Origin of the sequence: Actinoplanes sp. NPDC049118, assembly GCF_040648555.1 — a bacterium.
GTDB lineage: Bacteria > Actinomycetota > Actinomycetes > Mycobacteriales > Micromonosporaceae > Actinoplanes.
Map to the genome: position 1 here is coordinate 63,966 of NZ_JBEZDY010000037.1, position 20,454 is coordinate 84,419.

General features: G+C 69.9%; 15 protein-coding genes and 1 pseudogene. 8 read left to right on the plus strand and 8 right to left on the minus strand.

Going from position 1 to position 20,454, the window contains the following annotated elements; genetic code table 11:
* Positions 1-4: 4 nt before the first annotated feature.
* Complete coding sequence (locus AB0B58_RS38215; RefSeq protein ID WP_360234730.1) at positions 5-1,039, minus strand: LacI family DNA-binding transcriptional regulator; 1,035 nt, start codon at positions 1,037-1,039, stop codon at positions 5-7.
* 166 nt (positions 1,040-1,205) lie between these two features.
* On the opposite strand from AB0B58_RS38215, the gene AB0B58_RS38220 reads away from it, so the two are divergent.
* The 5 genes from AB0B58_RS38220 (at position 1,206) to rhaI (ending at position 7,061) form a co-directional block, all read left to right on the plus strand.
* Positions 1,206-2,711: a sugar ABC transporter ATP-binding protein gene (locus AB0B58_RS38220; protein WP_360234733.1), complete on the plus strand. Its 1,506-nt coding sequence runs from the start codon at positions 1,206-1,208 to the stop codon at positions 2,709-2,711.
* The gene (locus AB0B58_RS38225) at positions 2,708-3,739 is read left to right on the plus strand and encodes an ABC transporter permease (protein WP_360234736.1); all 1,032 of its coding nucleotides are present in this window, start codon (positions 2,708-2,710) and stop codon (positions 3,737-3,739) included. Before AB0B58_RS38220 ends, AB0B58_RS38225 begins: the two co-directional genes overlap by 4 nt.
* Entirely contained in the window at positions 3,732-4,721 is a 990-nt protein-coding gene (locus AB0B58_RS38230) for an ABC transporter permease (protein WP_360234739.1), read from the plus strand. Before AB0B58_RS38225 ends, AB0B58_RS38230 begins: the two co-directional genes overlap by 8 nt.
* 84 nt (positions 4,722-4,805) lie before the next feature.
* On the plus strand, positions 4,806-5,819 hold the full coding sequence (rhaS, locus tag AB0B58_RS38235; protein WP_360234742.1) for a rhamnose ABC transporter substrate-binding protein: 1,014 nt from the start codon (positions 4,806-4,808) through the stop codon (positions 5,817-5,819).
* Between the two features lie 75 nt (positions 5,820-5,894).
* Entirely contained in the window at positions 5,895-7,061 is a 1,167-nt protein-coding gene (gene rhaI / locus AB0B58_RS38240; protein ID WP_360234745.1) for an L-rhamnose isomerase, read from the plus strand.
* 45 nt (positions 7,062-7,106) lie between these two features.
* Here rhaI and AB0B58_RS38245 read toward each other — a convergent pair whose 3' ends face one another.
* Genes AB0B58_RS38245 through AB0B58_RS38255 form a run of 3 tightly spaced genes read right to left on the minus strand, consistent with a single transcriptional unit; the run spans position 7,107 to position 9,963 of the window.
* Positions 7,107-7,880: an ATP-binding cassette domain-containing protein gene (locus AB0B58_RS38245; RefSeq protein ID WP_360234748.1), complete on the minus strand. Its 774-nt coding sequence runs from the start codon at positions 7,878-7,880 to the stop codon at positions 7,107-7,109.
* Positions 7,877-8,908 carry an ABC transporter permease gene (locus tag AB0B58_RS38250; protein WP_360234751.1) on the minus strand — a complete coding sequence of 344 codons (1,032 nt, stop codon included), beginning with the start codon at positions 8,906-8,908 and terminating at the stop codon, positions 7,877-7,879. The genes AB0B58_RS38245 and AB0B58_RS38250 overlap by 4 nt, the downstream gene beginning before the upstream one ends.
* A 2-nt stretch (positions 8,909-8,910) precedes the next feature.
* Positions 8,911-9,963, minus strand: coding sequence for a substrate-binding domain-containing protein (locus tag AB0B58_RS38255; RefSeq protein ID WP_360234754.1), 1,053 nt, complete (start codon positions 9,961-9,963; stop codon positions 8,911-8,913).
* Between the two features lie 163 nt (positions 9,964-10,126).
* On the opposite strand from AB0B58_RS38255, the gene AB0B58_RS38260 reads away from it, so the two are divergent.
* Positions 10,127-11,131, plus strand: coding sequence for a LacI family DNA-binding transcriptional regulator (locus tag AB0B58_RS38260; RefSeq protein WP_360234757.1), 1,005 nt, complete (start codon positions 10,127-10,129; stop codon positions 11,129-11,131).
* On the opposite strand, the gene AB0B58_RS38265 is transcribed toward AB0B58_RS38260, so the two are convergent.
* The 4 genes from AB0B58_RS38265 to AB0B58_RS38280 all read right to left on the minus strand — a co-directional run bounded on the left by AB0B58_RS38265 (position 11,118) and on the right by AB0B58_RS38280 (position 19,001).
* Positions 11,118-13,331, minus strand: a complete 2,214-nt coding sequence (locus AB0B58_RS38265; RefSeq protein WP_360234760.1) for a discoidin domain-containing protein — start codon at positions 13,329-13,331, stop codon at positions 11,118-11,120. The two genes, AB0B58_RS38260 and AB0B58_RS38265, sit on opposite strands and share 14 nt — an antisense overlap.
* Positions 13,332-13,875: 544 nt before the next feature.
* Positions 13,876-15,297, minus strand: coding sequence for a glycine hydroxymethyltransferase (locus AB0B58_RS38270; RefSeq protein WP_360234763.1), 1,422 nt, complete (start codon positions 15,295-15,297; stop codon positions 13,876-13,878).
* A gap of 286 nt (positions 15,298-15,583) precedes the next feature.
* Positions 15,584-15,940 carry a hypothetical protein gene (locus AB0B58_RS38275; RefSeq protein WP_360234766.1) on the minus strand — a complete coding sequence of 119 codons (357 nt, stop codon included), beginning with the start codon at positions 15,938-15,940 and terminating at the stop codon, positions 15,584-15,586.
* A gap of 97 nt (positions 15,941-16,037) precedes the next feature.
* Positions 16,038-19,001, minus strand: coding sequence for a discoidin domain-containing protein (locus AB0B58_RS38280; protein WP_360234769.1), 2,964 nt, complete (start codon positions 18,999-19,001; stop codon positions 16,038-16,040).
* 426 nt (positions 19,002-19,427) lie between these two features.
* Between AB0B58_RS38280 and AB0B58_RS38285 the strand changes: the two genes are divergently transcribed.
* Both AB0B58_RS38285 and AB0B58_RS38290 read left to right on the plus strand, forming a co-directional pair.
* A complete protein-coding gene (locus tag AB0B58_RS38285) occupies positions 19,428-19,991 on the plus strand; it encodes a copper resistance CopC family protein (RefSeq protein WP_360234772.1) in 564 nt (187 codons plus the stop codon).
* Positions 19,992-20,219: 228 nt separating this feature from the next.
* Positions 20,220-20,454: pseudogene (locus AB0B58_RS38290) on the plus strand (RNA polymerase sigma factor SigF); the annotation flags it as partial.

The following is a 20,454-nucleotide window of genomic DNA, read 5'->3' on the forward strand; positions in this document are numbered from 1 at the left end:
GCCATCAGTACGCGCGGGGCCGCACCACGGTGGAGGCCCGGGCGACCAGCTCCGGCACGAAGGTGAGCTGCTGGTGCTCGTGGTCGGGGTTGGTCGCCTCGTCCAGCACGAGCTGCGCGGCGGCGCGGCCCAGCTCCTGGCGCGGCTGGCGCACCGAGGTCAGCGGCACCGCCGCCGCGGCGGCGAACTCGATGTCGTCGAAGCCGACGATGGCCAGCTCCTCCGGCACCCGCAGCCCGGCGCCGATGGTCTGCTGCAGCAGGCCGAGCGCGAGCAGGTCGTTGGCGCAGAACGCGGCGGTCGGCCGGCGCCGGGCCGGGATGCCGGCGAGCCGCTCACCCGCGGAGCGCCCCTCGGCGACCGTCAGCGCGGCCGTCGGCAGATGGATCAGATCGTCGGGCGGCAGGCCCAGCTCGGCCCAGATCTGCCGGGCGCCCTGCACGCGCTCGCGCACCTGCCCTATCGACTCCGGACCGCCGACCACGGCGACCCGGGTGTGCCCCTGCTCGGCCAGGTGCTCGACGGCGATCCGGCCGCCGAGCACGTCGTCGACGGCCACCGAGCAGAAGAGCCCGCCGGCGCCGACCCGGTCCACGATGACCACCGGGATGCCGCGGCGGGCGATCTCGGCGAGGTACGCGGCCTCCGGGTTGACCGGGGTGATCAGGATGCCCTGCACCCGCTGCTGCATGAGGCGGTCGACGTGCACCTCCTCGCGCTCGGCGCGGCTGTTGCTGTTGCAGATGAACAGCGACAGGTCGGCGTCCTCGGCGGCGAGCTCGATGCCCTGCGCGACGTCGTGGAAGAACGGGTTGGTGCCGTCGAGCATCACGTACGCGAGGGTGCGGCTGGTGCCGGCGCGCAGCTGGCGGGCCGACTCGTTGCGCACGAAGCCGAGCTCGGCCATGGCCCGCTCGACCCGCTCCCGGGTGGCCGGGCTGACCACCTCGGGCCGGTTCATCACGTTCGAGACCGTGCCCAGGGAGACACCGGCCGAACGGGCGACGTCCTTGACGGACGGTGTCCTGCCGTTGACCAAGACTCCCCCTTTGAAACGTTGAAGCGCCATCCTACGGTACCGGCCGCCCCTGCCTGGGACGTGTTTCTTCTTCGTTTGCACCAGAAGCTTGACACGTGTGATCGGGGCCACCTACGTTCGTCACACGGCGTATGAAACATTTCAAACCCCCTTGTGGAGGTGGCCCGTGACGTCGCCCAACCCGGCCCTCGAGGTGCTCGAGGTGACGAAGTCGTTCGGCGCCGTCGCGGCCGTGCAGGGCGTCAGCTTCACCCTGTACGCGGGCGAGGCCCACGCGGTGGTCGGCGAGAACGGCGCGGGCAAGTCCACGATCGTGAAGATGCTCGCCGGGGTGTACCGGCCCGACACCGGTGCGCTCGCGGTCAACGGCGCCCCGGCCGACTTCGCCGGCCCGGCCGACGCCAAGGCCGCCGGCATCGCCGTCATCTACCAGGAGCCGACGCTCTTTCCCGACCTGTCGGTCGCCGAGAACATCGCGATGGGCAACCCGCCGCTGACCAGACTGCGGCAGATCGACCGCCGGGCCATGCACGCCAATGCGACCCGGCTCTTCGCCCGGCTGGGCGTCCACATCGACCCGGACCGGCCGGCACGCGGCCTGTCGATCGCCGACCAGCAGCTCGTCGAGATCGCGAAGGCGCTCGCCAGCGAGGCCCGCATCCTGATCATGGACGAGCCGACCGCCGCGCTCAGCGGGGTCGAGGTGGAACGGCTCTTCACGGTCACCCGGGCGCTGCGCGACGAGGGCGCCGCGATCATGTTCATCTCGCATCGCTTCGAGGAGATCACCGCCCTCTGCCAGCGGGTCACGATCATGCGTGACGGCCGGCACGTCTGCACCGAACTCGTCGCGGACCTCAGCGTCGACGACATGATCCGGCGGATGGTCGGCCGCGACCTGAGCGCGCTCTTCCCCAAGCAGGACGCCGTCATCGGCGAGACCGTGCTCGAGGTCGAGGGCCTCGGCCGCGAGGGCGTCTTCCGCGACATCAGCTTCACGGTCCGGGCCGGCGAGATCGTCGCGCTGGCCGGCCTGGTCGGCGCGGGCCGCTCCGAGGTCATGCGGGCGGTGTTCGGTGTGGACAGATACGACACCGGCTCGGTGCGCCTGTCCGGCAAGCCGCTTCGGCCGGGCTCGCCCCGGGCGGCCATGGCGGCCGGCATGGCGCTCGTGCCCGAGGACCGCCGCCAGCAGGGGCTGATCATGGAGCTCTCCGTCGAGCGCAACGTGACGCTGCCGCGCAGCCGCGCGCTCGCCCGGCTCGGCCTGCTGCTCGGCGGGTCGGAGCGGCGCGAGGCACGGAGCTGGACGCAGCAGCTGCACACCAAGCTGGGCCGGCTCTCCGACCCGGTCGGCACGCTCTCCGGCGGCAACCAGCAGAAGGTCGTGCTGGCCAAGTGGCTGGCCACCGGCCCGAAGCTGCTGATCGTCGACGAGCCGACCCGCGGCATCGACGTCGGCACCAAGGCCGAGGTGCACCGGCTGATGTCATCGCTGGCGGCCCGCGGCCTCGCCGTCGTGATGGTCTCGTCCGAGCTGCCCGAGGTGCTGGGCATGGCCGACCGGATCGTCGTCCTGCGGGAGGGCCACGTCGTCGCCCAGCTCACCCGAGACGAAGCCACGGAGGAGTCCGTCATGTACGCCGCCATGGGACAGCAGGAGTTGACATGAGCGCGGCGCTGGCCACCTCCAGCACGCCCTCCCCGGCAAGGCGGATCGTCGGCGGGCTGGTCAGGACGCGTGAGCTCGGCATCATCCTGGCCCTCGCCGCGCTGGTCGGCTACACCGCCGCCGGCAACCCGCGCTTCCTGTCCGGGCAGAGCATCCGCGACATCCTGCTGAACACGGCGATCCTCGCGGTGATGGCGGCCGGGCAGGCCGTGGTGGTCATCACCCGCAACATCGACCTGTCGGTCGGGTCCGTGCTCGGGCTGAGCGCGTTCGCCGTCGCCACCATGATGAGCGCCAACCCGGGCCTGCCGATGATCGTCGCGATCCTCGCCGGGCTCGCCATCGGCGGCGTGGCCGGGCTGATCAACGGCGTCCTAGTCCGCTTCGGCCGGGTGCCGGCTCTGGTGGTGACGCTCGGGACGCTCTACATCTTCCGCGGCGTCACCTACTCCTGGGCGGGCGGTCAGCAGGTCAACGCCGACGAACTGCCCCGGCACTTCCTGACCTTCGCCAACGACTCGTTCCTGGGCTTCCTGCCGTGGCTGGTGCTGATCGCGCTGGTCGTGGTCGGCGGCGTCTCGGTGCTGATGCGCAACTACCGGGTCGGTCGCGAGCTGTACGCGATGGGCTCGAGCCCGGAGGCCGCCGAACTGGCCGGCATCAGGGTGGCCCGCAATCTGCTGGGCGTGTTCATCCTCAGCGGCGCGCTGGCCGGCCTGGCCGGGGTGCTCTTCGCCGCCCGGTTCGGCACGGTCGACGCCGCCGCCGGCACCGGCCTCGAGCTCAACGTCGTCGCCGCCGTCGTCGTCGGCGGGGTGGCCGTCTTCGGCGGCAGCGGCACGGTCTGGGGCGCCGGCCTCGGCGCGCTGCTGCTGACCGTCATCGGCAGCGCCCTGGCCGTCCTGGACATCAACCAGTTCTGGCAGCAGGCCATCGTCGGCGCCCTGATCATCCTGGCCATCTGCGCGGACCGCCTGGTCGCGGTCCGGATCGCCCGCGCGCTGCGAAAGAGGGACTCGCATGTCTGAGCTCGCGGGCCGGCTGGCCAGATGGGACAGCGTCATCGTCCTGCTGACGGGTGCGGTGCTGGTGGCCGCCGCGCTGTCGGTCAGCAACTTCGGCACCGGCCGCAACTTCACCTTCCTGGTCCTGGACCTGATGCCGATCATGCTGGTCGCGCTGCCGATGACCTTCATCATCGTGACCGGCGAGATCGACCTGTCGGTGGCGAGCACGCTCGGCCTGGCCAGCTCGATCATGGGCTACCTGTGGAACCAGGGCCTGTCCATCGAGTCGATCATCCCGATCTGCATCGTCGCCGGCGCGCTGCTCGGCGCCCTGAACGGCTTCCTGGTCACCGGGCTCGGACTGCCCTCGCTGGCGGTGACGATCGGCACGCTCGCCCTCTACCGTGGACTCGCCTTCGTGGTGCTGGGCGACGGCGCGGTCGCGGACTTCCCGTTCAACTACACCGGCTGGGTCACCGGAACCCTCGGTGGCGGTTCCATACCCAACGTCCTCATCCTGATCGTCCCGCTCGCGGTGATCTTCGGTGTGATCCTGCACGCGACCCCGTTCGGCCGATCCCTGTACGCGATCGGCGCGAACGCACAGGCCGCACACTTCTCCGGCATCCGCGTCGCCCGCACCAAGTTCTGGCTGTACGTGGTCAGCGGCGCGGTCGCCGGGCTCGTCGGTGTGCTGTGGACGCTGCGCTACTCCAGCGCCCGCGCGGACAACGGCGCCGGTCTCGAGCTGGCCGTGGTCGCCGCGGTCCTGCTCGGCGGCGTCTCCATCTTCGGCGGCAAGGGCAGCCTCCCCGGCGTCCTCGCCGGCGTGGTCCTGCTCGCCGCCCTCCAGAACGCCCTACGCCTGCAGGACGTGTCGGGCCAGGCGCTGAACATCGTCACCGGCGCCCTGCTCGTGCTCTCCGTGCTCCTGCCCAACATCGCCGCCTCGATCCGCGGTAACTGGCAAAGACGGAGACTCCGTCGCGCCGCCGCTGTCTAACCTCCCCCCTCATAGGAGTTCGCCATGCTTCGTTCCCACCGACGCCTACTCTCAGCAAGCGCTGCATCACTGCTCGTCCTCGGGATGGCGGCGTGCGGCGGCACCACCAAGGACAATTCCTCCGATTCCGGGGCGGCCGCGCAGACTGGCGCCAGCGCCGATCCCAACGCGAAGCTCAAGGAAGGCCTGAAGATCGCCTACCTGCCGAAGCAGCTCAACAACCCGTACTCCGACGTCGAGGTGAGCGGCGGCAAGACCGCCGTCGAGGAGCTCAAGGGCGAGTACAAGCTGGTCGGCCCGAACGACGCCAGCGCCTCGTCTCAGGTCAGCTACATCAACACGCTGATCCAGCAGCAGCAGGACGTGATCGTCATCGCCGCGAACGACCCGAACGCGGTCTGCCCGTCGCTGAACCAGGCGCGCCAGGCCGGCATCAACATCGTCGCGTTCGACTCGGACGCCGCCAAGGAGTGCCGCGACGTCTTCATCAACCAGGCCACCACCCAGGGCATCGGCGAGAGCCTGGTCAAGATGGCCAGCGAGATGGCCGGCGGAGCGGGCGAGATCGCGATCCTCTCGGCGACCCCGAACGCCACCAACCAGAACGCCTGGATCGAGGTCATGAAGACCGAGCTGGCCAAGCCGGAGAACGCCAAGCTCAAACTGGTCAAGACCGTCTACGGCAACGACGACGACCAGAAGTCCTTCCAGGAGGCCCAGGGCCTGCTCCAGTCGTACCCGAACCTGAAGGTCATCGTGTCGCCGACCACCGTTGGCATCGCGGCGGCCGCGCGCTACGTCAGCTCGTCGAACTACAAGGGCAAGGTGGGCATCACCGGCCTCGGCCTGCCGAACCAGATGCGCGAGTACGTCAAGGACGGCACCGTGAAGAAGTTCGCGCTCTGGAACCCGGCGGACATCGGCTACCTCGCCGGATACGCGGGTGCCGCGCTCGCCTCCGGCCAGATCACCGGCAAGGAGGGCGAGAAGTTCACCGCCGGCAAGCTCAAGGAGTACACCGTCGGCGCCGCCGGCGAGATCGTGCTCGGCCCGCCGACCGAGTTCACCGCCGCGAACATCGACCAGTTCGACTTCTGAGCCGAGGCACACGTATGCGCTACTGCTTCAGCCTCCAGGTCCGTACCGCTCCGCAGACGAAGGTAAGTGATCCACATGGCTGACCTGGCCGCCGTCAAGCGGGCCCTCGCCGCGCAGCGGATCGAGACCCCGTCGTGGGCCTTCGGCAACTCCGGCACCCGGTTCAAGGTCTTCGCGCAGGCCGGCGTCCCCCGCATCCCCGAGGAAAAGATCGCCGACGCCGCGGCCGTGCACCGGTACACGGGCGTGGCTCCGACGGTGGCGCTGCACATCCCGTGGGACAGGGTGGACGACTACGCGGGCCTGGCCGCGTACGCGGAGGAGCGCGGAGTCAGGCTGGGCGCCATCAACACCAACGTCTTCCAGGACGACGACTACAAGCTGGGCTCGGTGACGAACCCGGACCCGGGCATCCGGCGCAAGGCAACCGATCACCTCCTCGAGGCGATCGACATCATGGACGCCACCGGGTCACGGGACCTGAAGCTGTGGTTCGCCGACGGGATCAACTATCCGGGGCAGGACGACCTGCGCAACCGCCAGGACCGCCTGGCGGCGGCGCTGCGCGAGACCTACGACCGGCTCGGCGACGACCAGCGCATCCTGCTGGAGTACAAGCTCTTCGAGCCGGCCTTCTACGCGACCGACATCCCGGACTGGGGCACGTCGTACGCGCACTGCGTCGAACTGGGCGCCAAGGCGACGGTGTGCATCGACACCGGACACCATGCGCCGGGCACCAACATCGAATTCATCGTGGCGTTCCTGCTGCGGCAGGGAAAGCTCGGCGCCTTCGACTTCAACAGCCGCTTCTACGCCGACGATGACCTGATGGCCGGCGCGGCGGACCCGTTCCAGCTCTTCCGCATCATGAACGAGATCGTGCGCGGCGGCGCCCTCGACCCGGCCTACGGCATCAACTTCATGCTCGACCAGTGCCACAACATCGAGGCGAAGATCCCGGCGATCATCCGCTCGGTCATGAACATCCAGGAGGCGACGGCGAAGGCGCTGCTGGTCGACCGCGACGCCCTCGCCAAGGCGCAGACCGATGGCGACGTGCTGGAGGCGAACTCGGTGCTGATGGACGCGTACAACACCGATGTCAGGCCGCTGCTCGGCGAGGTGCGCGCCGACGCGGGGCTGGATCCGGACCCGGTCGCGGCGTACCGCGCCAGCGGCTACCAGGAGCGGATCGTGCGGGAGAGGGTCGGCGGCCGCCAGGCCGGCTGGGGCGCATAGGGAGGCCGCCGCCTCGTCAGGCGGCGGCCTCCCCGCGGGCAACGACTATGCGGCCTGAGGTGGCGGCTCGGCCGCGCCCGTCATGATGGCCACCGCCTCCGACATCGAGTGGCTCTTCGGGGTGATGACCGTCGCCCGGCGGCCCAGCCGCTGGATGTGGATACGGTCCGCCACCTCGAAGACGTGCGGCATGTTGTGGCTGATCAGAATCACCGGCAAGCCCCGGTCGCGCACGTCGCGGATCAGCTGCAGGACGCGGTTACCCTCCTTGACGCCCAGCGCCGCGGTCGGCTCGTCCAGGATCACCACCTTGCTGCCGAACGCCGCCGAGCGGGCCACCGCGACCGCTTGACGCTGGCCGCCGGAGAGCGACTCCACCGCCTGGCCGATGTTCTGCAGGGTCGCCACGCCCAGATCGCTCATGTGGCGTTTCGCCTCCGAGCGCATGTGCGACTTGTCCAGCAGCCGGAACACCGAGCCGAGCACGCCCGGCTTGCGTTCCTCGCGGCCGAGGAACAGGTTGTCGGCGATGTCGAGGCCCGGCGCCACCGCGAGGGTCTGGTAGACCGTCTCGATCCCGGCCGCGCGGGCGTCCATCGGATTGCGGAACTGGACCTGTTCGCCGTCCAGGTAGATCTCGCCGCTGTCCGGGATCAACGCCCCCGAGAGCGCCTTGATCAGGCTCGATTTCCCGGCGCCGTTGTCGCCGATCACCGCGAGGATCTCGCCGGGGTACAACTCGAGGTCGCTGTTCTCGATGGCGGTGACCCGGCCGTACCGCTTGGTGATTCCGCGTGCTTCGAGAACCGGCGTCGTCACGTCTTCACCTTCCTGATCCACTGGTCCAGCGAGACGGCCACCAGGACGAGCAGGCCGATCGCGAAGCCCTGCCAGACGACCTCGACGCCCGCGAGCTGCAGGCCGTTGCGGAACACGCCGACGATCAGTGCGCCGATCAGGGTGCCGAGCACGCCGCCGCGACCGCCGAAGAGGCTGGTGCCGCCGAGCACGACCGCCGTGATCGAGTCGAGGTTGTAGTCGATGCCGACGTTGGGGCTGGCCGACGCCAGCCGGCCGATGAGGATCCACGCGCCGACCGCGTAGAGCAGGCCGGCAACCGTGTAGACCGAGAAGAGCACCCGGTTGGTCCGGATGCCCGCCAGCCGGGCCGCCTCGAGGTCGTCGCCGGTCGCGTAGACGTGCTTGCCCCAGGCCGTCGAGCCGAGGGCGTAGAAGAAGACCGCGAAGAGCAGCAACATGATGATCGAGCCGTAGGTGAGCCGGAAGCCGCCGATCGGGATCGTGGTACCGGTCCACGTGAGGATGTCCGGCATGTCCGAGCCGCGGACGGTCTCGCTCTTGGACACGACCGAGTTGAGCGAGAAGAAGATGCTCAGCGTGCCCAGCGTGACGATGAACGGCGGCAGCTTGATCCGGGTCACCAGGAAGCCGTTGAGCGCGCCCATCGCCGTGCCGCAGGCGAGACCGAGCAGCAGCGCCAGGATGCCGGGCATGCCGAGCTTGGTGGCGAAGTTGGCCATCAGGATCGACGAGAAGACGGCGATCGCGCCGACCGACAGGTCGATGCCCGCGGTCAGGATGATGAGGGTCTGCCCGAGCGCGAGCACGGCGATGACGGTGACCTGCGCCAGCACCAGGGACAGGTTCGGGGCCGAGAAGAACCGCTGGTTGGCGATCGAGAACGCGATGATCGCCACGATCAACACGGCCAGGGGGCCGAGCGTCGGGTTGCCGTGCAGCAGGTGCTGCAGGCGCAGCCCGAGCGAGTCGTCGTGCCGGACTTCGAAGTCCTGCGGCGGCGGTGGTTCCTTCGTGACAGTCGTCATCGTCAGCCCCAGCAGTTCTGTTTGCCCCAGGCCGAGTCCTCGGACTCGAGTCCGGTCTGCGGTTGGTCGGTGATCAGCGTGACGCCGGTGTCCACGAAGTCCTTGCCCGCGGTCGCCTGCGGCTTGGTGCCGTCCGCGATGAACTTGTCGAGCGCCTCGATGCCGAGCGACGCCATCTTGAGGGGGAACTGCATGGAGGTCGCTCCGATGACGCCGGCCTTGACGTTGTCGACGCCGGGGCAGCCGCCGTCGATCGAGACGATGGTGACGGCCTTGTCCTTGCCGGCCGCCTTGATCGCCTGGTAGGCGCCGGCCGCCGCGGGCTCGTTGATCGTGTAGACGAGATTGATCGACGGGTCCTTCTGCAGCAGGTTCTCCATCGCCGTCCGGCCGCCGTCCTCGGCGCCATCGGTCACGTCGTGCCCGGAGATCCGTGGGTCGCTCTCGTCGCCGATCTTGTTCGGGTCGCCGACCGGGATGCCGAAGCCGTCCAGGAAACCCTGGTCGCGCTTGACGTCCACGGAGACCTGGTTGGCGTTGAGGTCGAGCATGGCGATCTTCGCCTGCTTGCCGTCAGCCTCGAACTTCGCCTTCGCCCACTGCCCGATGAGCTTGCCGGCCTCGTAGTTGTCGGTGGCGAAGGTCGCGTCGGCGGCGTCGGCCGGATCGGTCGGCGTGTCCAGGGCGATGACGAGCATGTCCTGCTGCTTGGCCTTGTCGATCGCCGGCACGATCGCCTTCGAGTCGCTCGGGGTGATCAGGAAACCTCGGGCGCCGGCGGAGATCAGACTCTCGATCGCCTGCACCTGGGCCTCGTTGTCGCCGTCCTGCTTGCCGGCGAAGGTCTGCAGGCTCAGGCCCGCCGCGTCCGCGGCCTGCTGTGCGCCCTCCTTCATCTTGACGAAGAAGGGGTTCGTGTCCGTCTTGGTGATCAGCCCGACGATCTCCTCGCCGCCGGAGTCATCGCCGCCGCAGGCCGCGGTTCCTATCACCACGGCCACCGCGACCAGCGCGGGCCCGAGGCGCCCGCGCTTGATCAGCATTGATTGACGCATGCCCCCTCCAAACCGATTTAGCAGAAATGCGGGACAACGTTGTCTTGCAGTAGACGACTCGCTGCATCGAGTGTCAACAATTAGTTTCCATTGCGTTGCGTTCCGTGATCATCAGCAATGTCGACCGACGCCAGGGGGCACCATGACGGAGAGGAGGCCGACGATGAACGACGTCGCCCGCACCGCGGGCGTCAGCCTCAAGACCGTCTCCCGGGTCGTGAACGGCGAGACCACCGTGGACCCCACCCTGGTCGCGCGGGTCCGCGCCGCGGTCGCCGCGCTGAACTACCGCCGACATCTCGGCGCGAGCATGCTGCGCCGCAGGGACCGGCGGACCGGGACCATCGGGCTGCTGATCGAGGACGTCGGCAACCCGTTCTCCGCGGCCCTGCTCCGGGCGGTCGAGGACGCGGCCCGGGCGCGCGGCGTGCACGTGCTGACCGGCAGCCTCGACGAGGACCCCGAGCGCGAACGCGACCTGGTCCGGGCCTTCGCCCGACGGCACGCCGACGGCCTGATCCTCGCGCCGGCCGGCCCGGACCAGGGCTATCTCGCCACGGAGTTGCCGCCGGACACCCCGGTCGTCTTCGTGGAGCGGGCGGCCACCGGCTTCGCGGGCGACTCGGTGCTGGCCCGCGACGCCGCCGGGGCGATGCGGGCGGTCCGGCACCTGATCGCGTACGGGCATCGCCGCATCGCATTCCTCGGCGACCTGCCCCAGATCCAGACGACCCGCGAACGCCGCCAGGGCTACCTGTCCGCGCTCGGCACCCTCGGGCTGCGCCCGTTCATGATCGACGGGTTACGCAGTTCGCAGGCCGCGGAGGCGGCCACCCGGAGCCTCCTCGGGCGCACGCGGCCGCCGACCGCCCTGTTCACCGGCCGGAACCTGATCACCATCGGCGCCGTACGGGCGCTGCGCGGCCTCGGCCGGCACCGCGACGCGGCCCTCGTCGGCTTCGACGACTTCCCCCTGGCCGACCTGCTCGAACCCGCGGTCACGGTGATCGCCCAGGACCCGACCGCGATGGGCCACGCGGCCGCCCGGGCGCTCTTCGAACGCATCGACGGGGACACGGAGGAGCCGCGCGAGATCAGCATCGCGACGACGCTGATCCCGCGCGGCTCCGGTGAGCTACGCCCGCGGGTACGGGCTAGGGGAAGTTGACGATGTTGACCGGCACGGTCGCCGTGCCCTGCGCCGGACCGCCGGTGTTGTTGACGACGTGGTCGATGACCCCGTTGCCACCCAGCGACACGGTGAAGACGTTGTGCAGCTTCACCCCGGCGTTGACCGGAACCTCGAAGCCCCGGTCAGAGTGCACCTGCGGGTTGACGTTGAAGTAGCAGTAGCTACCCATCGCCCAGGCCTCGTGGCTGGTCACGTTGTCGGCGACCTTGTACGCCGCGTACCCGTTGGCGCCGGAGCGCCAGGTCGCGTTGTTCGGCGGGTCGTACGGCTGCTCGTTCTGCAGGAAGTACGTGCGGCCGCCGTTGCCGTTCCAGATCACCTCGTACTTCTGGTAGTGCTCGACGAACAGGCCGTACCCGATGACGTTCTGGCCGTTGACGATCAGGCCGCTGTCCGCGGTGTTGACCGTCCACCCGTAGGTGCCCGCGTTGCCGTGGTCGGCGCGCCAGGCCCAGATGTGGTCGATGATCGTGTTGTTGCTGTTCACCAGCAGGCTGTTGGTGGCCTTGCCCGCGATCGAGCCGCCGATCCGGAAGAACACGTCCTGCACCGTCGTCGGGTTGGCGGCGTGGTTGGCCGAGGAGCCGTTCGGGCCGATCACCAGCAGGTTCGCCGAGTTGGTCGTGCCCGCGTCGAAGAGCAGGCCGGCGATCTTCACGCCGTCCACGTCGGCCACCTGCATCGGCGTGACGCCGCCGTCCGGGATGATCGTGGCGTAGCCGAGGCCGAGCACCACGGTGTTCGCCCGAGTCACGTTGATCGTCTGGTTGACGTGGTAGATGCCCGGCTGGAAGAGCAGGTTGAGGCCCTGCGCGAGGGCGTTGTTGATCGTCGCGGCGCTGTCACCGGGCTTGGCGACGTAGAACTGCGTCAGCGGGATCGCGGTACCCGGGGTGTTGCCGTTCGCCCAGGTCACACCGGACGCGTTGGTCTGCAGGCCGGGGACGAACACCTGGTACGCGCCGCCGGCCTGGTAGAGGTACGGCTTCTCCCGGATGACCGGCGCGGTGCCGATCGTCGTGTACGGCGGGTTCGGGAAACTCGACGCCGGCGCGCCCTGCACCCCGACGAACGTCTGGTTCCAGACCGCGTTCAGGCTCGAGCCGATGGTGCTGTTCCGGGTGAACCACTGCTGCTGCGAGTACTGCTGCTCGGAGCCGCTGATCCGCGAGTCGGCGATGTAGCCGCCGGAGGCCCAGCCGTAGCCGGCCGGGGCGAGGTTGAGGTCGCCGTGTATGTCCATCCGGCGGAACGGCGCGGCCTGCGAGACGGCCCAGCGGTTGGCGCCGGAGACCGGGTAGACCGACAGGTTCTCCACCGAGCGCCAGAAGTTCTGGGTGGCGTTGCCCTGGAACCAGCCGGCGTCGACGGTGATGTCGCCGTTGATCCTGGTCTCCTGGGGGTTCTGGCCGAGGCCCAGCACCGAGGTGTAGAAGCCGACCTGGATGTTCAGGCCGTTGTAGGTGCCCGGTTTGAACGCCAGCACGTAGCGCTGGTTGCCGAACTGGTTCGACTCCTGCTGCCGGAAGATCGTGTCGGCCTGGCTCTGAATCGAGGCGCTCGACATCGACGGATCGAAGACGATGACATTCGCGCCGAGGCTGCCGCCGCCGGGCACGCTCGGTCCGGTCGGGGGCGTCGTCGGTGTGGTGGTACCGCCGAAGATCTTGAACTCCCAGAGTGAGTAGCCGTACTGGGTGGCGCGCTCGGTGCCGTACACCCGGACGTAGCGGGCGGTGGCGGAGACCGCGAGGCTCTGCACGCCGGCGACGCCCGCGGTGGCCGCGGTCGCGTCGGACCAGGTGCTGCCGTTCGCGGAGGTCTGGATCCGGAAGGTCCGGGCGAACGCCGCCTCCCAGTTCAGCTCGACTCGGGTGATCGCCGAGGCGGCGCCGAGGTCGACCTGTAGCCACTGCGGGTCGGAGAATGCCGACGACCAGCGGGTGCCGGCGTCGCCGTCGACCGCGGCGGTGGCCGGGAACGCGCCGGGGTTCTCCGACGACGAGGCGGTCGCCGGCTTGCCCTGCGACAGCAGCGTCTCGGCGGCCGAGGCGCTCAGCGCGGTGACCGCGCCGAAGCCCGCGACGACGGCGGCGACCAGGGCACCGGTGGCGGCGAGGCGCCATCCGGTGCGGGCTCGTCTTTCGGGGACGGCGGAGGGATCGGGGATGGCCATTGCGTCTCCTAGACACGGCGGTACGGGCGCGGGGGATGCGCGTCCGGGTGGGAGCCGGGGAAAGCTCCCGATGGGGATGACGGGAGGCGTTCACAGAGAGCGCTCCCCCGGTTCCTGGACGCTAAGTTCGTTACGCCGATGTGTCAAAGGAGAGTCCAAAAGTTAAGCGGCGATGAATCGGGCCCGCCCGGTCGGCCCCTGGGCGGCGCCGGTCGCCTCACTCTTCGTGACCGGCGGCGGCGTGCAACCAGCCGCACGGTCAATGAGCTGCGGCAAGTCCGAACCGGACGGTCGACGGGCGGGCAACGAGGGGCCGCCGCCCAGGCCGCCGCCGGGGGAGCCACGACGGACACGGCCGGGCCGGGATAACGGTTGTCGGACCAGAAATCGACGTGCCCGAATGGGCCTGAATTTGCAAGACGCTCATTACCGGCATGATGCGCAGATAGGACGGTCCTGCAGAATAGTGGGGAAGCGCTTCCCGACCCACCCGGGGCAGACGAAAAGGGGCCGCGCCCGACGGACGCGGCCCCTTCGTCGAAGGTCAGCCCAGGTCGACCTGCGGGTAGAGCGGGAAGTCCGCGAGCAGCTCGGTCGCCTGCTTCGAGACGCGGTCGGAAACCGCGGAGTCCAGGTTGAACTTGGCCTTGGACGCGCCGGGCTTCGTGCTGGTCAGCACGGTGTGCATGAGCTCGGCGATCTGATCCATCTCCGCCGTGCCGAGGCCGCGGGTGGTCAGCGCCGGCGTGCCGATGCGGATGCCGGAGGTGTACCAGGCGCCGTTCGGGTCCTGCGGGATCGAGTTGCGGTTCGTCACGATGCCCGAGTCGAGCAGCGCCTGCTCCGCCTGGCGGCCGGTCAGGCCGTACTTGTCGACGTCGATCAGCACCAGGTGGTTGTCGGTGCCGCCGCTGACGACCGTGGCGCCGCGGCTGGTCAGGCCGGCCGCGAGCGCCTGGGAGTTGTCGACGATGCGCTGCGCGTAGTCGGCGAACTCGGGGCGGCGGGCCTCGGCGAACGCGATCGCCTTGGCCGCCATCACGTGCGAGAGCGGGCCGCCGAGCACCATCGGGCAGCCGCGGTCGACCTGGTCGGAGAGCTCCGGCTGGCAGAGGACCGCGCCGCCGCGGGGCCCGCGCAGACTCTTGTGCGTCGTCGTGGTGACGATGTGCGCGTTCGGGATCGGGTCGAAGTCGCCGGTGAAGACCTTGCCGGCGACCAGGCCCGCGAAGTGCGCCATGTCGACCATGAAGGTCGCGCCGACCTCGTCGGCGATCTCCCGCATGATGCGGAAGTTCACCTTGCGGGGGTACGCGGAGTAGCCGCCGACGATGACCAGCGGCCGGAACTCCTTGGCCGAGGCGCGCAGCGCCGCGTAGTCGATCTGGCCGGTCGCCGGGTCGACGCCGTAGCTGCGCTGGTCGAACATCTTGCCGGAGATGTTCGGCCGGAAACCGTGGGTGAGGTGCCCGCCGGCGTCGAGCGACATGCCGAGCATGCGCTGGTTGCCGAACGCGGCCCGCAGCTCGGCCCACTCGGCGTCGGTCATGTCGTTGACGTTGCGCTTCTGCACCTTGGCCAGCGCCGGCGCCTCGACCCGGTCGGCCAGGATCGCCCAGTACGCGACCAGGTTGGCGTCGATGCCGGAGTGCGGCTGCACATAGGCGTACGGCGCGTTGAACAGGGCCTTGGCGTGCTCGACCGCGACGGCCTCGACGGTGTCGACGTTCTGGCAGCCGGCGTAGAAGCGGCGGCCGATGGTGCCCTCCGCGTACTTGTCGCTGAGCCAGTTGCCCATGGCGAGCAGCACGGCGGGGGACGCGTAGTTCTCGGACGCGATCAGCTTGAGGGACTCGCGCTGGTCCGTGAGCTCCTTGGCGATCGCGTCGGCGATGCGGGGCTCGACGGCGCGTACCGCTTCGAGAGCGGAACGGAAAGCGGTCGACTCGGCGTTCAGTGCAGACATCGGACCTCCCTATCACAGGTGAAGAGGCCCAGGCGCACGGCAGGTCGGCCCAGCGGACCGGTCTCCACGGGACGGGGCCGCTCCACGATGGTTGGCCCATCCGAACGCGCCAGTCACGGCCCGCCGAACAGCATACCGGGCCCGCCCGCACCACGCGATCACTTGCCCAGGCCAGGACGTGATTCGGACGCCCGCGCGAGGTGACAGGCCGCTGGTTCGGCGTGGGCCGGGTCTCCGCCCAACCGACGGAGGCCAGCGATCATGTCGAACGGGCATCACCGCAGCGTCACCCCGCGGGTCGGACTCGCTTGAATCCTGCGGCCATGGCGGGCCCCAACCACTTCGTCAACTCATTGCCCGGCTTTCCGGGGTACGGCATGTACCAAAGGAACGACGTCACCACAACCGTGGTGATTTCCGGCACTCCGCGTTCCATCTGCTCTTCGAGGAAGGCGAGCACGGCTTTCCAGTCGAGCGAAGCCTCGTCTCCCGCAAGGAACGCCGCCACCACCTCCTGCGCGACCTCCCAGAAGAAGATATGCGGAACCGGGACATCGTGATCGTGCATGTGATATTCGTACGAGTCCAGAAGGGCAGGGAATCTCGATACCAGGTCTTCTACCATCCGCTCGTCCTCGGTCATCAACAGCCACCGAGTTCAAGAACCTGGCTCCGCCATTTCAATGTGCTCACTACCTGATCTTTGCCCTCGGTGAGTCTATTTTCTCGGACCCGGTCCGTCAGGCGACCGAGAGTTCGACAAGTTCCGCGTCGCCCGGGCGCCAGCCCTGCACCGCCACCGCCACATAGCGGGCCCGGTCGCCGAGGACCGAGTAGGTGATGCCGTCGGCGGAGGCCTCGATGCGCCACGGCCTGCGGCGCCCCTTCGACCAGGTCAGGCGGACGTCCTTGACCGCGACCACCGCGCCGAGGTCCACCACCATCCGGCCGGACTCGCCCGGCCGCCAGGTCGTGCGGGGGTTGCCGTCGACCGCGCGCGCGGGCGAGTTCATGCCGGCGGGCAGCGGCGAGGTCGGGAAGGCGGTGCGGCCGCGGGCCAGGTCGGCGGTCGGCGTCACCGGGTGTCCGGGCACGACGAGGCTGCGGGACCGGCCGGCCCGCAGCCTCACCTTGGCGGACCAGGAGCCGGCGCGGACGGTCAGCACGACCGGGCGCCGGGCCGGCGCGGTGATCCTGAGGTGGTGCGAATCGGCCGCCTCGAACCGGGTGCCGTCCGGGGCGGGCTCGTCGAGCAGGAAGCGCGGCGGCTCGACGGCGGCCGTGCCGCCCGCGAGGCCGGTCGTCCACTCGAGGCCCTTACCGCGGGCGATCTGGGTGCCGCGGTAGAGGCGGCGGCCGGACGGAAGGCGTACGGCGGAGTCCACCCGGGCGGGCGAGAGGTTGAAGACGCTGAGGAAGCCGTCGGCGTCGCTGATCAGCAGGCCCTCGGCGGCGGGCAGGGTGCGGGCGGCGGCCGCGGCCAGGTTCGTCGCCCGGCCCGGGTAGCCCTCGATGATGGGCGCCGGTGCGGACACGGCGCCCGCGCTCACCACGATCTGGCGGGACGTGCCGTGTGTGACGATGCCCGCCCGGCCGTCGATGCCGACCCAGCCGGAGCAGGACCGGGTCTCGGGGACGGCGGCCGCGTCGGTCCAGGTCAGACCGTCGGTCGAGGTCTGGATCACGAACCCCTTGCCGTACGCGGCCTCCCAGTCGATCCGCACGCCGGCCACCTTCACGGCGGAGCCGAGGTCCACGGCGAGCCAGCTGTCGGCCCGGCCGCGCTCCTCGCGGGCGACCGCCCAGCGGGTCTCCGGATTGCCGTCGGTGGCGTTGCGCGCCGGATTCCAGATGTCCTCGGAGGAGGCCGTCGGCATCGCGCCCTGCGCCAGGTCGGCGCCCCTGGTGTCGAGCACGGCGAAGGTGAAGATCGAGTAGCCGAACTCGGTGCCGGGCTCGCGGCCGAGCATCCGCACCCAGCGGGCGTCGCGCGGGCTGAAGGTGACGCCCGACTCGCCCTGCTCGCCGAGCACGGACGTGCCGTCCGGCGTGGTGAAGCTGCGCCTGCCGGACAGGCCGGGCACGCCGGGCATGTCGAGGTTGAAGAGGGTGAGGCGGCCCTCGCCGGGCAGGCCGGTGCTCGCGTAGACGACCGTGCCGGTCGGCAGGGTGGCGAAGCCCGCGGCGTGGTCACCGTCGAAGGTGAGAACGGTCGCGGTCGCGTCGAGACCGTCGCGGTTCCTCTGGTACGCCCTGGTCCAGCTCCCGACCGGCCTGCTGCCGGCCGGCAGGAAGGCCGGGGCCCGGGTGTCGATCAGCCAGTTGTCGTGCCCGGGCTGCCACAGGAAGTTCACGAAGCCGGCCTTGGTGACCGCGCCCGCGAACGCGTGCTCGGACTGGTGCGCGGTCAGCCCGACGTCCTTGCCGAAGTCCCGGGTGCCGCTCGCCCGGCGGAAGAACTCGGCCCGGCTCACCGGCTGTACCGGGTTCTTGCGCAGGCGGTGGAACAGGTAGGAGATCGCCAGCTCGGCGCGGGCCTCGGGCTCGTACTTCTCCTCGCCGCTGAACTTCGTCAGGCGGTACTTCGGCTCGTAACGCAGGTAGGGCATCAGGCGCTCGGCCAGGTCCGCCTCGGCACGGGCGGCGTCACGGTCGCCCTGCACCTGTGCGAGGAACGCGAGCGGGAGGATGTCGCGGCCGTACAGGTGATAGCGGTCCGCGATCATCGGCATGACCGGCTCGCCGGCGTCGCTGGCCAGCAGCCGCAGAGTCGCCCACAGCTGCTCGCCGTTCGGCTGGTGGGTCAGCACCTGCGGCAGCGGGCGGCCGGCGACCAGGAAGTGGATCGCCGCGCGGCCGGCCGTACGCCAGAGCTCGGCCTGGTAGTGCGGGTTGACCGATCCGTGGTTCTCGACGATGAAGGTGTCGTGCAGGTTGTGTGCGGTGGTCCGCTGGTCGATCCGCTCGCCGTCGACGACGACGGGGTTGGCGCGGTCGGCTGCCGGCAGCCCGCTCGCGTTGGTCGCCCACAGCAGGAAGCGTTCCCGCCACCCGTCGGCCGCCTCGTTGTCGTCCGCGGCCCAGGCGAGGCCGGGCGCGAGGGCCTGTGCGTAGACGCCCATCTCCTCCAGCCGGGTGTCGCCGACCCAGCCGCCGGCCGTGCCGTGCGGGGACCAGCCGTCGCTGAGCGGGTCGTCGTCGGAGCCCAGGGCGTAGGCGTACGACGCCTGGCCCGCCGCGATCTTCTCGACGTTGTGGCGGGTCTGCTCGTCCAGGTCGTCCCAGAGCAGCCGGGCGGCGAGGACGAAGTACAGCTCGAAGGTGGAGTCCCAGAAGAGCCGGCGACCCCACTCGGCGCCGCCGGCCAGCCGGTTGGTGGCGGCGAACCGCTGAATCGTGGCGAGCGTCTTCGCCTTGAGGGTGGGCGCGTCGACGTCGGCGAGCCGCGGGTCGTAGTCCTCCATGCGGAGCAGGACCGCGTTGCCCAGGACGGCGACGAAGCAGAAGTCGGTGGCGCGGTAGGCGCCGATCTCGGTGTCCCACTGCTCCTCCACCCAGCGGGTGTGCACGTGGAGCAGCTCCCGGTAGCGGTCGGCGACCGGGTCCGGCGTGGCTGCGGAGGCGCGTCCGGGCAGGGTGAGGGCACCACTGATACCGCCGACGCCCGCCAGCGCCAGAAGCTGGCGGCGGGACAGTGTGAGCAAGGAACCTCCCCGGCAGAACAGAACGCCCGTGACAGCCTTCGCGTCCGCCCCAAAGACTGTCAAATCACCATTTGGGCACGATCCCTGTTCCTCTATGGCCGCGACACATTTCAATCCGCCGGGAACCCGCGGTCCAGCATGCCCGATGGGCGCCGGGGGCCGCCTACGGCGAGAGCCAGGTCACTGCGATCCGCATACGGGCACGTCGGAGGCAGCGGCGCTCCGCGGAGGCCACTGTGCCCCGATTTGAGTTCCGGAACCCAGATTACTTGCTTGTTAACTAATGCATCGATGAAAATGACTGCACCGTCCCCAACAGCACGTTCCCCCCGCCCGTGGCGCCGGCCCCACCCGAGGCCGGCGCCACGGCTGTGTCCGCGGCCAGGCGGCTGGATCGACGGGCACCATCTCGACTAGGAAGTACGCATGCGTCTCCTTCGTCTCGTCGCCGCGGCCCTGGCCGCGGCGCTTCTCGCCGTCCTGACCGCCGGCCCCGCGTGGGCACACAACGCACTGGTGGAGGCGGAGCCCAGTAAGGACGCGAAGCTGACGGCGGCACCGGAGCAGGTCCGGCTGAGGTTCCTGCAGAAGCTGGACGAGGACCGCACGACGATCGCGGTGACGGATGCCGAGGGGCGCAAGGTGCCGGCGTCCGAGCCGAAGGCCGACGGCAAGGCGGGCTCGATCACGTTCGCGGAGCCGCTGCCGAACGGTGTGTACACCGTGACCTACGGCGTGGTCTCGCAGGACGGGCATCCGGTGCGGGGCACGTACTCGTTCACCGTGAACGCGGTCGCGCCGCCGACCGCACCCTCACCGTCACCCTCATCGTCGCCATCGGCCGCGGCGGCCGCGGTCGCGGCGCCGGCGTCGGTCATCCTGGAGGAGGAGAAGGGCGGACCGGCCTGGCTGGCGATCGCCGCGGTCATCGGCGTCATCGTGCTGGTGGGAGTGGCCGGTGCGGCCCTGGTCCGGCGCCGTCGTTCCTGAGCCTCGTTCCACTGTGACCGTTTGACTACTTAACGTGACTCATACTTTCGGCTAGTCATCCATGGCCCTCTCGGCTAACCTCTGCATAACCGAACGGCCAGACGTGCTCGGACGGCGGAGATCGAGTCGATCGTCGCCGGCCACGAACCGATAGCGATACCTTGCCCGACCCGGGCCCGGCGAAACGCCGGGCCGGCTCTCCGGACAGGTGCCAAGGAGGATCACGAGATGACTGTCATTCAGTCCACCGGGACGAAGAAGACGAAGTCGACGATCAGCACCGCGCCGCAGGACAGCGCCGCCGATCTGCTGAACGCGATGGCCGCGATGCCGGCCGGTCATCCTTCCCGCGCGTCGCTGCGTGACCGGGCGATCGAGGCGTGGCTGCCGCTCGCCCGCCACCTCGCCCACCGCTACTCCGGCCGCGGCGAACCCACCGACGACCTCGTACAGACCGCCACCG